Raw genomic sequence first — 12,910 nt, 5'->3', positions numbered from 1 at the left:
TTGGGAACTATCCGAGCGAAATGACTTAAAACTCGTTATGGACACGGTGAAGAAACTAAAATGTGGACCTACCTTGCTCCATTCCGACCAGGGGTTCCAGTATACAACACAGAGCTATGCCAAGTTGCTTGAAGAGAAGAAGCTAACAGGAAGCCATTCTCGGCGTGGGAACTGCTATGACAATGCATGTATTGAGTCGTTCTTCTCCCACTTAAAGACAGAGAAGTTGTATTTGGAGAAGCCTTAGAATCTGGAGCAAGCAAGGAACCGAATTACAGAGTATATTTTGTTTTACAACAAGGAACGTTTCCAAAACAAACTCGGCGACCTCTCCCCGATTGAATTCAGGGAAAAAGTCGCCGCTTAATGGAATTTCTCTTTTTTTATTGTCTACTTGACGGGGCTATGACCACGGAGATACTGCTTTTTTGATCTGCTTGGAGTGAGTATTATAGGTTATCCATGAAACGTAAATAGTTTTGTGCGCTTTGTTCCAATTCATTTGCCGCAGGCTCGTGTTCTGCCCCGTAGAAGGCAAAAAATGATCGATAATCCGCATCGCAGTAAAGGAAGGTCGTCTCAAAAGGAGATAATAGTTGTCCAAGGGTATAACGATATTTGCCCTCTTCCGTGTAATCTGCCTCTTTGATTCCGGCAGATACGGCCAAGGCGACTTTGCGTTGCTGCAATTTGTCGCCCTTGGAGCCATAAGCCCAGCCATACGTAAAAACTTCATCCAGCCATTGTTTAAGGAGAGGTGGGCTGCTAAACCAATAAAACGGAAATTGCAGGACCAGATGGTCATGAGCTTCAATAAGCTGCTGTTCTTGCTGCACATCAATACGTCCATCAGGGTAAACTTTATATAGTTCATGTATCGTATATTTTTCCGGATATTGTTGGAGTTCTTCTATCCATCGTTTGTTAATGACCGACGTTTCCAGGTTGGGATGTGCTACGATGACAAGTGTTTTCAAAATGAATTCTTCCTCCCTAAGCTATAATGTTTCTTGAGTATAAAGGGAGTATTGCCGAGATGTAAGTACGCACTTTTAGTACATGTACTTACCTCAAGGTAAGCACCCTTCCTGAAGAACATCTTGGCGAGATTGGGTGAAAGAAATGAATATAGCCGTCAGTTTCTCAACTGACGGCTGTTTTAATGCTTTGTTTTATGATGACAATGTCTATTCGTTGATCTATTCCTCTTGCACATTATAGAGTACACGCGCAAGCAGGTTCTGGCCGTAATTGCCGAAATTTTTACCAAAGATCGTCAATCCCCGTTTGTTCACTGGTCCGTCCGTTACAGCGATTCGAAAGTGGATATCGCTTTTGTAATCCAGGCCAATCTGGTCCAGAGTAACATCGGAGATGCGGCATCCATCAATATAGCTGCCCTCTTGGGTGATGCGGATCAGCTTCAGCATCCCGTATTGATTCAGATGTGGTGGCCACCAGTCTGGATTGAACGTACCTCGGGTATTGCCAAAATCTCCTGGACTCGTCCAACAGCCAATCTCGATGCCGTTGACGTAGAAATAAATATCCGAAGGGTAGTTATCGCAAAAACCTGGTGCTTCTGAACCCAATTCCATGGACAACTGGATTTCGCTGAACGTCTGGTTAGGCTTAAGGTAGTTGGGAATGCGATATTCCAGATAACCTTCGGCCAGCCAAATCATCTCCGCATCAATACGGAGCGGATCAGCAAAGTAACGCGGATCATCGAACTCACCGACGATGCTGTCTCGGGTAGCGAGACCACATGTAGGAGCTGCCTGATAATCGCTATAATGACCTACCTGAATTTCAACCTCGTATCGGTTAAAAATCTCCTGTGAACGCAGGTCTACCATTAGTTTTTCCTCATTGAGATAACAAATCTTCTGAATTCCATGTTTGCCAACCGCAGTATTGATCTCAATCAGGCCGCTTTCTTCCAATTTCTTAATATGCATTGTAATGGCGCCATTGCTGAGCCCCAGTTTGGTTGCGAGATCATTGAGGTTAAGACTCTGGTTCTTGGCAAGCAACTCAATAATCTGGATTCGGATTTCCGAACTGAGTGCCTTGAAAATATTAACGCCAGACATCAGATCTTTAATATAAATCATAGGTGGTTTTCCTTTCCACGTTCTGAACAAAGCCCTTCTGATCCAGGCTTCTGCACATTTATATGGTTTGTTTTAGATAATTATAAATGATTACCGGATGGAAGGGAAGGGCGAGAAAAGAAAGCCGAATCCCTTGTATACATAGCATAAATGAGCGTATTATTCATAAAATTTTGAATATTTACTTTAAAAAACAACTTAAATCATTTCATATATATTTGAAATATACCATTGAAATGTAATGTAACCGCTTTTATAATCCTAGTATACCTAAATTGATTTAATACTTCATGAACCAAATTAACTATTTGATCAGGAGAGGTGGAATTCGGTTTGGAAAAGTTCAAAGGAATGACAGGATTCAGGAAGAAACGTTGGGCATTACCTGCACTGGTTGTACTTGTTTTGCTATTGGCGGGCCAGTCCAGGGCATTCGCGGCATTTTGGAATCTGACCGGCGATATTGCCGTCCACGATCCATCCATCATCAAAGAAGGCAGCTCATGGTATACCTTTTCAACCGGTGCTGGCATTCAGGTACTGAAATCGGATAACGGGTCCTCATGGTACCGCGTTCCGCAGATTTTTCTGAGCAAGCCATCCTGGTGGGCCTCTGCCGTTCCGGGACAGAGTGGTCTGGATGTATGGGCACCTGACGTTGAGCAGTATAACGGAAAAGTGTGGCTTTATTACTCTATCTCTACCTTTGGCTCCAACAGATCGGCGATCGGGCTTGCGTCTGCAACCAGCATTGGAGCAGGCCAGTGGAAGGATGAGGGGTTAGTGCTTCAAACCACAACCGCCAACGATTATAACGCTATTGATCCGAATCTGGTCATCGATGCTTCAGGCAACCCGTGGCTCGCTTTCGGTTCTTTCTGGAGCGGTCTGAAGATTGTGAAGCTCGACAAAACCACGATGAAACCGACTGGAAGCATCTCCTCCATTGCGGCGCGTCCGAATAATGGCGGGGCCATCGAAGCACCAAGTATTGTATACCGTAATGGTTATTATTACTTGTTTGCCTCGATTGATTCCTGCTGCCAGGGCGTGAATAGCACGTACAAAATGGTCTATGGACGTTCAACGAGTATTACAGGTCCGTATGTGGACAAAAACGGTGTGAACATGTTGAATGGCGGCGGAACCATATTGGATTCGGGGAATGCCAAGTGGAAAGGACCGGGCGGTCAGGATGTGTATAACGGTAATGTGATTGCGCGCCACGCTTACGATGCTGACGATAACGGCAATCCGAAATTACTAATCAACGACTTGCTGTGGGATTCCAGCGGATGGCCAACGTACTGATTTGTTTTAAATAAATATAAAATGTTTTAATAAAGTATTGACTAAAGTGATCTGGATTTGATAAATTTAACAACAGAAATCTTATTTCACCTAATTGAATACGGTTACAAATCCAGATCAGGAGGGGTTCAGATGGTAAAGAAAAAGAGTTTAGTCACACTTATGCTTCTAATGCTGGTAAGTGCACTCGTGTTTGCGGGTTGCGGAGGAAGCAGCGGTTCAAGCGGGGACAAGGAATTGACATTTATGTTCCGGGGCGGCACGGATGAACAGAAGGCATATCAAGCCGTTGTTAAGAAATTCGAAGAAGAGCATCCAGGTGTCAAAGTTAAAATTATCGTTACAGCTGCGGATCAATACGCAACCAAATTGAGAGCTGCCATTACAGGCAACAGCTTGCCGGACGTGTTCTATTTTAACCCTGGCGATATTAAAGCCTATGTGAACAGCAATGTGTTGATGAATCTGACACCTTACGTTGAAAATAATGCGGATGTAGATCTGAATAACATCTGGAAATATGGTTTGGACTTGTATCGCTATGATGGCAAAATGGCAGGTCAGGGCGATATCTACGGAATGCCGAAAGATCTGGGTCCGTTTGCACTCGGTTATAACAAGACATTATTTGAAAAAGAGGGCATCCCATTCCCTGATAAGGACAAGCCTTACACATGGGAAGAATTCATCAAGGTCAACCAACAAGCGACCAAGGATACGAATGGAGACGGTAAACCGGACGTATTTGGTACAGGCTTCAACGTACAATGGGCGCTGCAGTCCTTCGTATGGAGCAATGGTGCAGACTGGTTGGATGATAGCAAAACAAAGGTAACCATTGATGATCCGAAATTCGCGGAAGCATTGCAGTTCTTTGCGGACATGCAAAATAAATACAAAATCACGCCTTCTATTGAGGAAGCGCAGACATTGGATACGTACCAACGCTGGATGAAAGGAGAAATGGCTTTCTTCCCAGTAGGTCCATGGGATATGAGTACATTCGAGAAACTGCCTTTCGAATATGATTTACTGCCTTTCCCTGCGGGCTCTACGGGTAAATCCGCAACGTGGATCGGTTCACTGGGTATCGGTGTATCGGCCAAAACGAAACATCCAGAAGAAGCCGCAGAGTTGGTGAATTACCTCACAGCTTCCAAAGAAGGCATGCAGCAGTTGGTTGATGCCAAAGTGCAAATTCCGAATCTTCTCGACATGGCTGACGAATGGGCCAAAGATACTTCAACGAAACCAGCCAATAAACAGGAATTCATTGATATCGTAGAAGATTATGGCCGTTCTCTTCCAGGGAACTACACGTACAATGCGGAATGGTATGACCTGTTCTTCACTGACATTCAGCCGGTATTGGATGGCAAAATTACAGCCGCAGACTATGTGAAACAGCAGCAGCCGAAAATGCAAAAGCTGTTAGACAAAGCAGTAGAACAAGAGAAGAAATCTCAGAAATAAGCATTTTATAAAATGCTGAAAAAATGTGGCTGGAAAGATTGAAACATAGGTTCTAGAGAGAATCAGCCTACGCCAAATGGATGAGTAGTAGATTCCGTTTTCAAAAAAAGCCGGTGCCAGCAGCCTGCTATTAACGCTGCTGGCATCATTTTTGGATTCCATACGGGCATGTTGCATGAATTGATCAAGCAGGCATCCATCGATTCATGCAACATGCTGATATTAGAAACAGGGGTGAGCGCAGTGATTACAAAATCTAGTTTGTATCGCAAAGAGAGGCTGTACGGATATTTGTTTATTTTGCCTCCGGTTCTTGGTTTGCTGATCTTTGTTCTGTTCCCTTTCCTTTATTCCTTGTACGGTTCGTTTACGGATTGGGATGGCTTGGGACAGATGAACTTTATCGGTTTAGCCAATTTTAAGGATTTGCTCACGGATGATTTGTTTTACAAAGCGATGTTCAACACCTTTTATCTGATGTTGGGTATCCCGATTGGTTTGTTGCTCGCATTGCTGCTGGCGATGGGTCTGAATCGTAAAATCCCCGGCACAACGACGTTCCGTGTAATCTATTATATTCCGGTCATTTCTTCCCTCGCAGCGGTGTCCATCATGTGGAACTGGGCGTACAACGGGGATTACGGATTAGTGAACCAATTCCTTGATCTATTCGGTATTGAAGGCCCTAACTGGCTCGCAAACAAAGACACAGTTAAACCGGCCCTGATTATTATGACGGTGTGGAAAGGTCTAGGTTATACGATGTTATTGTATCTGGCTGCACTGCAAAGTGTATCACGTACATATTACGAAGCGGCTGAGTTGGATGGAGCAAACGGGTTCCAGATCTTCCGCAACATCACCTGGCCAATGGTGAAGCCGGTTACCTTTTTCCTCGTTGTTACAAACATTATTGGTGGTTCCCAAATCTTCACCGAAATGAACATTATGACCCCTACGGGTGGTCCTGAATATTCATCCGCATCCATTGTCTTCTACATCTGGCAGAAAGCATTCAGCAACCTGCAAATGGGTTATGCCTCTGCGATGGCCATGATTCTTGGTATTTTCATTTTTGTCATTACCTTGGTGCAATTCAAAATGAACGAAAAATCAGCCTATGATGGGGATTAATGGTCTAGGAAAGGAGTGAACCGGAGATGTCTTACAGTCAAAAGAGGAAATTAACAAACTCTATCATTTTTATCGTTTTGGCGCTTGGTGCTATTGCGATGATTGCACCACTGATCTGGATGTTGTCCACTTCCGTGAAGGAGAAGCAGGATGTGTTCGCGCTTCCGCCCGTGTGGATACCTGAAGTGTTCCAATTCGGAAAGTATAAGGAAATTTGGGAAGCAGGTCCGTTACTCAGCGGGGTCAAAAACAGCTTGATCGTGGCGGTCAGTGTTACCGTTGTCGGGACGTTTACGTCAAGTATCGCTGCCTTTGCTTTTGCCAAATTGAGATTTCCGCATAAAAACAAAATGTTTCTAGCTTTGCTCGCATCGATGATGATTCCGTATCCGACAGTCATGATTCCGCAATTCATCATGTTCTCGAAGCTGGGCTGGGTGGACACACTGCTGCCGCTTATTGTTCCAGGATTATTTGGTAACGTCGTCATGATCTTCTTCCTTCGTCAATACCTGCTTAGTGTGCCTGATGCCATTATTGAAGCAGCGAAAATTGATGGCAGCTCCTATTTCCGACTGTACTCGAGCATTACGTTTCCGCTCATTAAACCGGCGATTGCAGCTCAGCTGATTCTCTGGTTCATGGGCATCTGGAACGATTATCTAGCACCAATTATTTATCTGAATTCACCTGAAAAACAGACCTTGCAGCTCGTTATAGCAAACTTCAATGCCACATATGCGATCCAGACGGATTACCCGCTAATTATGGCAGCGTCCATTGTTGCGCTGTTGCCGGTATTGATCATCTTCCTGATCTTCCAGAAACAGATTATTGAATCGGTAGCAATCTCTGGAGTGAAAGGATGAATCTGCGGAGAACATTCCGCGGGTGGACGAATTCAGGAAAAGGAGTTGTTGCTTCGATGTTGCTGCTGTTGTTGGTTGGGGCTACAGGCTGTTCTGGAGAAGGAGCAGGGGAAGCGGTGTCCCCGCCGGTCTTTCCTGAGACTCCCCAAGATACCCAATTGTATGACACCTCCATTCTGGACGACGAATCCCGTTGGACGGTGAACAATGCGCATGATCCGGCCATTATCAAAACAGATCAGGGCTATTACGTTTATTCGACCGATGTTCGTGTAGCAGGAGAAGCGAAACCCGGCGTCATGGTACGCAAATCGGATGATCTGATCAACTGGTCATGGGTAGGTCAGGCTTTGCCGGGTATTCCGAAGGAAGCCCTCGATTGGACTGGGGCAGTAAATCTGTGGGCACCGGATGTGATTCAGGTTGGTGACACCTACCGGATGTATTATTCGGCTTCATCTTTTGGTAGTACGCGTTCTTCTATTGGTTTGCAGACATCCTCGTCCCCAGAGGGTCCTTGGACAGATGAAGGGTTGGTTGTTAAAACATCTGAGAACGAAAAGGATAAGTTAAATGCCATCGATGCCAATCCGGTATTGGATGCCGAAGGCAATTCGTGGATGGTCTACGGTTCCTTTTTTGATGGGATATACATTTCACCTCTCGATCCGGAAACCGGAAAGTTCAAGGAAGAGGGGTATGGTACACGCATTGCCGCCCGTGATCGTGCTACGGAAGAAGGTGCGGTGGAGGGGCCATATATTGTGTATAACCCGGAGTTCAAAAAGTATTATTTATTCGTCTCGTATGATTCTTTATTCGAAGATTATAACGTGCGTGTAGCCCGTGCTGATTCGATTACAGGCCCCTACACGGATGTAAATGGCATGAACATGCTGGATACAGAGCATCTGCCTCAATACGAAGTCGGAACCAAAATTCTGGGTGGCTATCGCTTCACCGAAGGTGAGGGCTGGGTTGCACCTGGACATAACTCCGTCCTTAAGGATGGAGACGATTATTATATCGTGCATCATGCGAGAGGTGAGACCGATAAAAACTGGCCGTATCTGCATGTACGTAAAATGCTGTGGACCAAGGACGGCTGGCCTGTTGTGTCACCGGAACGTTATGCAGGTGAGTATGCACAGGACATTCCGAAGTCGATGATCGCCGGGGAGTGGGAAGGCCTGGCTGTTGACCCATCGGTGGACGGACAGGTGCAGGCAGTGCCTTACACTTTGCAAGCCAACGGCAAAGTGAAAAGCGAAAACGGTTCAGGCAAATGGACGTTTGACGGCAAACAAACACTGACGCTGGAGTGGAAAGAAAGCCCGTGGGGCGGAGCTTCCACAGAGGAGCTCAAGCTGCTCCCGTCCTGGGACTGGGAGCGAAGCCAGTCTGCGCTTGTAGTTACCGGCCTGAACGACCATGGCATTGCCGTCTGGGGTAAGCAGATTAGCGCAGCGGAGAAATAGAGAGCCGTAGATATGGCTCGAAGTTTGGAATTGGAGCTGGCCCGAGCTTATGGCCAGTCAAGCATTTAGTGGGGAGAGTCGCCCGAGCGAAGCGATCGACCCCATAGATACAGAGCCACACCGATGGCTCGGAGTTGGATTTAGTTCAGCGAGCGTGGAAGCGAAGCTATTGCTTTTAAGGTGCAGAAGCAGCGAAGGGGGAGGAAGGAGCCGAAGGAGCGACTTTGGCATCCGATTTCAACCGCCAAGAGCGGTGGGGAAAAAGAAATCGGAGGACAAGAGAGCGACAAGGCCCTGCCACCCCCGAAGCGTCCGCGGTGCACCAAGAGCTGGCCCGAGAAAAAAGGCCAGCCATGCATTCAGTGGGGAGAGTCGCCTGAGCGAAGCGGGCGACCCCATAGATACAGAGCCACACTGATGGCTCGGAGTTAGATTTGATTCCAGCGAGCGCGGTTAGAGCGAAGCTGTTGCTTTTAAGGTGCACAAGCAGCGAAGGGGGAGGAAGGAGCCGAAGGAGCGTCTTTGGCATCCGATTTCAACCGCCAAGAGCGGTGGGGAAAAAGAAATCGGAGGACAAGAGAGCGACAAGGCCCTGCCACCCCCGAAGCGTCCGCGATGCACCAGCAAAATAGTCTTTGCACTTTATCCATCAACTGTTTTCAAATCTTCACTCCGAGCCATACACACACATTTGAAAGGGGAGCATTCCCATGACTGATTCCATTACATTTACCAATCCCATCCTGGAGCAGCGAGCTGATCCGTGGGTGTACCGTCACACAGACGGGTACTATTATTTCTCAGCTTCGGTGCCAGCCTTTGACCGGATTGAGATTCGGCGTGCACAAACCCTGGAAGAGTTGAGAGATGCCGAGCCGGTAACGGCGTGGCACAAACATGATACAGGACCGATGAGTGCCAACATTTGGGCACCTGAAATTCATTTTATCGATGGAAAATGGTACATACATTACGCTGCAGCCCATACCAGCGAAACCAATGAGGGCCTTTTCGACCACCGCATGTATGTGCTGGAAAATGACTCGGCCAACCCGCTCGAAGGCGCGTGGGTAGAGAAAGGACAGATTCGGACGCGTTGGGAGACGTTTGCCTTGGATGCAACGACGTTTGAACACAAAGGTACCCGTTATTTGGTATGGGCGCAAAAGGACCCGGACATTCCGGGTAACTCCAACCTGTACATTGCCGAAATGGAAAATCCGTGGACTCTCCGTGGTGAGCAGGTCATGATTTCTACACCGGAATATGATTGGGAGATCATCGGCTTCAAGGTAAACGAAGGGGCAGCAGTGTTGCATCGCAATGGGCGGATCTTCATTGGCTACTCAGCGAGTGCGACCGACTATAATTATTGTATGGGTTTGCTCACTGCGGATGAAGATGCCGACTTGCTTGATCCAGCGAGCTGGATGAAATCGCCTAAGCCGGTATTCCAAACGTGTGAAGCGAATGGTCAATATGGTCCGGGTCACAACAGCTTTACGGTATCACCGGACGGCAAAACAGATATTCTGATCTATCACGCACGAAACTACAAGGACATCGAGGGAGATCCTCTCTATGATCCAAACCGTCACGCCCGCGCGCAGGTTATTCGCTGGAACGAAGATGGCACACCTGACTTTGGAGTCCCTGTTCCAGATGGGAAGGCTGCGGCTGAAGCGAAATAATAATACTGCTAAAGTTTTAATATAGTAAGCCCTTAGTCAGCGAGCCATGCTGATTAGGGGCTTTTACTTATGTACACATTGAGAAGGGAGACTTGAAGACATAAAGACGGATACGAGGGTCTGCATATTAGCAACCATCCCGTGACCAATGCGTATGAGGAGTATACAATTCACTATACACATAATATTAGGAGGCCATATATGGATTCACGCGAGACATTGGACCGGGAGCTGGAACAGATTTTAAAATGGGAAAAAGGGCAGAAGGACTTGTTTATTTGGGACAAAATTGGACGTTTGCCATTTGCCATGCTGGATAAAGTTATGCCCAAAGCGCTGAAACAGAAGATTGGAGACTCGCTGAACGAAGTCGGTCAGTATGTGCAGAATGGTGGGAAATTTCTCGTTCAGAAAAAGAAGGTAGCTGAGCTGCTCCGAGAGGAAGCGACCAAATCCGGTTATTCCATGAAGGCCGATACCTCTTACGATGAACAGGATGAAGAGGCAAGAGATACGACGAAAATCCACAGTGTGGAAGGTTTACCGCTTGAAGTATTGGATCGCACTGCTGATAACATTACGGACAGTCGAACGAGGTTTGCTGCTGCACAAGGGGCCGCAACAGGTATCGGCGGCATTGTAACGATTGCGGCGGATATTCCGATGGTGATGGGGCTTTCCCTGAAGGTGCTGCAGGAGATGGCGCTATGCTACGGATATGATCCTGACGAACCTCAAGAGCGCATATTTATCGTCAAATGTCTGCAATTCTCCTCTGCCGATATTGTGGGCAAAAAAGCAATAATGGATGAACTCGCCGATTACGATAATCCGGACAAGCAGGTTGAGGTTATCTCTCAAATGCAGGGCTGGCGGGAGGTTTTTAATTCCTACAGTGAATCGTTTGGTTGGAAAAAGCTGTTTCAGCTTATTCCGATTGCCGGTATGGTATTCGGTTCGGTAAGCAACAAAAATACGATTCGTGATGTTGCGGAAGCCGGAAAAATGCTGTACAAAAAACGGCTCATTCTTCAGCGTTTGAAATAATGTTACAGAAAACTTAACTGGAAGAGATGAATTTACATGTTAAACAAACAAGGTTTCTATGATCTTTTAAACCGCAACAACATAGTTTACGAGAGCTTTGAACATCCAGCAGTATACACTATGGAGGAAATATTCTCTCATAATGTTCCACATACAGAACATATCGTTAAAAATCTATTTCTACACAAAGCGGCGACCTCTCCCCGATGGAATTTCGGGAAAAGGTCGCCGCTTTTATCTTTTTTTATTGCTAACTTGAGGAGTTATGACTAAACCAGATTGAGGCGAAAACCCCTTTTCAAGTGGCTGAATGTCTATATTCCTTATTCTTCGCTACCGTTCTCTTCAGCCCAGCGGTTCAGCAACTTATCCGATGGAAGCAGGAAGGTGAAGATACCGATCAGTGGCAGGAAGCTGCACATCTGCATAACTGGAGATACGCCGAACACGTCGATCCAGTTCCCCAGCACGAGTGCTCCCAGACCGCCCATACCAAATGCCAGACCAGTAATCAGGCCGGAGACGGTTCCGATTTTGCCTGGAATCAGCATTTGCGCATACACAACGGTCACCGAGAAACTGGACAACATGATGAACCCAATAATACTCAGCAACACGGCTGTCCAGAACAAATTGGCGTAAGGCAGCAGAAGCGCCAGTGGAGCGGCCCCGGCCATCGACAGGAAGATCATGTTACGTTTACCGAAGCGATCCGCCAGTGGACCACCAAAGAACGTACCAAGAGCCCCAGCCGCCAGGAACAGGAAGATATAGATCTGTGCGTCCTCTGTGGACAAGTTAAATGTATCCTTCAGGTTAAACGCATAGAAGCTGCCGATCGAAGCGACATACCACGAACGGACAAAGACAAGCAGAATCAAAATGGTTATTGCAGCAGCAATCTTTTTACGTAATGCTGGATTGGGTGCACGACGAGCTGCCGCCTGTCTGCGCAAATATCCTCCCGATTGCAGCATGCGTCCATACCAGCGAGCGATGTAGATTTGAACCGCGATTCCCGCAGCTGCAATGCCCGTGAATCCGATGGCACCGAACAACCCAAACGGGATGAAAATCCATCTGGTGAGCAATGGGGCCAGAGACTGACCGGCATTACCACCCACCTGGAAGATCGACTGAGCCAGACCTCGACGAGGCCCTGAGGCCATATGGGATACCCGTGAACCCTCTGGATGGAATGCCGCCGAACCGAGACCAACAAAGATGACGGAAATCAGGACGGCCATATAACTGTCGGCGAAGGCAAGCAATAGCATACCGGTAAACGTAAAGCCCATGCCGATGGGCAGAATGGAGGGTGTCGGTTTTTTATCAGCAAAATAGCCTACAACAGGCTGCATAATGGACGCAGTAAAGTTTATTGCAAACGAAATCCATCCGATCTGTGTATACGTGAGATGCATGGAGTCTTTCAGAATTGGAAAAATAGCAGGAATGACAGATTGGATTGAATCGTTGAACAAATGGACCAGACTGATGGCAATTAAGATCCGATAAACGGTACCTTGAGCATCCAACCCGGGTGGAGCTTTCGAACGCGCAGCGGCGTCTTTGGATAATGAATTTTGCATGGACATGAACAGTTCTCCTTTGGTCGCGGTCACGAGGGATCAGCGCCTGATGATGTGATGTGCCTAAGCATATTGTTACATAATAGGACAGATTTGAAAGGTCGACAAGGGGAACAGGGGAAATTAACGTTCTCATTTTAATGTAAACTATTGATATACTTTAAAGAATCTACTATTAAAGTTCTACTAAATCAGAAA

The 12,910-nt window shown here is 46.7% G+C and carries 11 protein-coding genes and 1 pseudogene; 9 read left to right on the top strand and 3 right to left on the bottom strand.

What is annotated here, in order from left to right:
* A pseudogene (locus BUA17_RS30650) lies at positions 1-247 on the top strand (DDE-type integrase/transposase/recombinase); the annotation flags it as partial.
* 3 nt (positions 248-250) lie between these two features.
* Positions 251-367, top strand: coding sequence for an IS3 family transposase (locus BUA17_RS30645; RefSeq protein WP_280174362.1), 117 nt, complete (start codon positions 251-253; stop codon positions 365-367).
* Between the two features lie 82 nt (positions 368-449).
* Here BUA17_RS30645 and BUA17_RS17505 read toward each other — a convergent pair whose 3' ends face one another.
* Positions 450-977: an NAD(P)H-dependent oxidoreductase gene (locus BUA17_RS17505; RefSeq protein WP_170867872.1), complete on the bottom strand. Its 528-nt coding sequence runs from the start codon at positions 975-977 to the stop codon at positions 450-452.
* A gap of 222 nt (positions 978-1,199) precedes the next feature.
* Positions 1,200-2,117: an ArsR/SmtB family transcription factor gene (locus BUA17_RS17500; RefSeq protein ID WP_063564578.1), complete on the bottom strand. Its 918-nt coding sequence runs from the start codon at positions 2,115-2,117 to the stop codon at positions 1,200-1,202.
* A gap of 351 nt (positions 2,118-2,468) precedes the next feature.
* Here BUA17_RS17500 and BUA17_RS17495 point away from each other — a divergent pair, with 351 nt between their 5' ends.
* The 7 genes from BUA17_RS17495 (at position 2,469) to BUA17_RS17460 (ending at position 11,120) form a co-directional block, all read left to right on the top strand.
* The gene (locus tag BUA17_RS17495; protein WP_072734463.1) at positions 2,469-3,428 is read left to right on the top strand and encodes an arabinan endo-1,5-alpha-L-arabinosidase AbnA; all 960 of its coding nucleotides are present in this window, start codon (positions 2,469-2,471) and stop codon (positions 3,426-3,428) included.
* Between the two features lie 132 nt (positions 3,429-3,560).
* On the top strand, positions 3,561-4,901 hold the full coding sequence (locus tag BUA17_RS17490; protein ID WP_063564577.1) for an ABC transporter substrate-binding protein: 1,341 nt from the start codon (positions 3,561-3,563) through the stop codon (positions 4,899-4,901).
* A 243-nt stretch (positions 4,902-5,144) separates the two neighbouring features.
* The gene (locus BUA17_RS17485) at positions 5,145-6,035 is read left to right on the top strand and encodes a carbohydrate ABC transporter permease (RefSeq protein WP_062324023.1); all 891 of its coding nucleotides are present in this window, start codon (positions 5,145-5,147) and stop codon (positions 6,033-6,035) included.
* 26 nt (positions 6,036-6,061) lie between these two features.
* Complete coding sequence (locus BUA17_RS17480; RefSeq protein WP_072734406.1) at positions 6,062-6,904, top strand: carbohydrate ABC transporter permease; 843 nt, start codon at positions 6,062-6,064, stop codon at positions 6,902-6,904.
* A gap of 56 nt (positions 6,905-6,960) precedes the next feature.
* A complete protein-coding gene (locus tag BUA17_RS17475; RefSeq protein WP_072734462.1) occupies positions 6,961-8,382 on the top strand; it encodes an arabinan endo-1,5-alpha-L-arabinosidase in 1,422 nt (473 codons plus the stop codon).
* A 710-nt stretch (positions 8,383-9,092) separates the two neighbouring features.
* The gene (locus tag BUA17_RS17465) at positions 9,093-10,073 is read left to right on the top strand and encodes a glycoside hydrolase family 43 protein (protein ID WP_072734404.1); all 981 of its coding nucleotides are present in this window, start codon (positions 9,093-9,095) and stop codon (positions 10,071-10,073) included.
* A 201-nt stretch (positions 10,074-10,274) separates the two neighbouring features.
* Positions 10,275-11,120, top strand: coding sequence for an EcsC family protein (locus BUA17_RS17460; RefSeq protein WP_072734403.1), 846 nt, complete (start codon positions 10,275-10,277; stop codon positions 11,118-11,120).
* Between the two features lie 323 nt (positions 11,121-11,443).
* On the opposite strand, the gene BUA17_RS17450 is transcribed toward BUA17_RS17460, so the two are convergent.
* Positions 11,444-12,712, bottom strand: a complete 1,269-nt coding sequence (locus BUA17_RS17450; RefSeq protein WP_072734461.1) for an MFS transporter — start codon at positions 12,710-12,712, stop codon at positions 11,444-11,446.
* Positions 12,713-12,910: the final 198 nt, after the last annotated feature.

Origin of the sequence: Paenibacillus sp. ov031, from assembly GCF_900143165.1 — a bacterium.
GTDB classification, from domain to species: Bacteria; Bacillota; Bacilli; order Paenibacillales; family Paenibacillaceae; genus Paenibacillus; species Paenibacillus marchantiae.
The sequence above is the reverse complement of the archived record's forward strand: the minus strand, read 5'-3'. Positions and strand labels throughout refer to the sequence as shown.

Coding starts and splice junctions, on each gene's coding strand:
- BUA17_RS17495 (WP_072734463.1), top strand. CDS start 2,469: ATGACAGGATTCAGGAAGAAACGTTGGGCATTACCTGCACTGGTTGTA.
- BUA17_RS17450 (WP_072734461.1), bottom strand. CDS start 12,712: ATGCAAAATTCATTATCCAAAGACGCCGCTGCGCGTTCGAAAGCTCCA.
- BUA17_RS17465 (WP_072734404.1), top strand. CDS start 9,093: ATGACTGATTCCATTACATTTACCAATCCCATCCTGGAGCAGCGAGCT.
- BUA17_RS17480 (WP_072734406.1), top strand. CDS start 6,062: ATGTCTTACAGTCAAAAGAGGAAATTAACAAACTCTATCATTTTTATC.
- BUA17_RS17490 (WP_063564577.1), top strand. CDS start 3,561: ATGGTAAAGAAAAAGAGTTTAGTCACACTTATGCTTCTAATGCTGGTA.
- BUA17_RS17500 (WP_063564578.1), bottom strand. CDS start 2,117: ATGATTTATATTAAAGATCTGATGTCTGGCGTTAATATTTTCAAGGCA.
- BUA17_RS17475 (WP_072734462.1), top strand. CDS start 6,961: ATGTTGCTGCTGTTGTTGGTTGGGGCTACAGGCTGTTCTGGAGAAGGA.
- BUA17_RS17460 (WP_072734403.1), top strand. CDS start 10,275: ATGGATTCACGCGAGACATTGGACCGGGAGCTGGAACAGATTTTAAAA.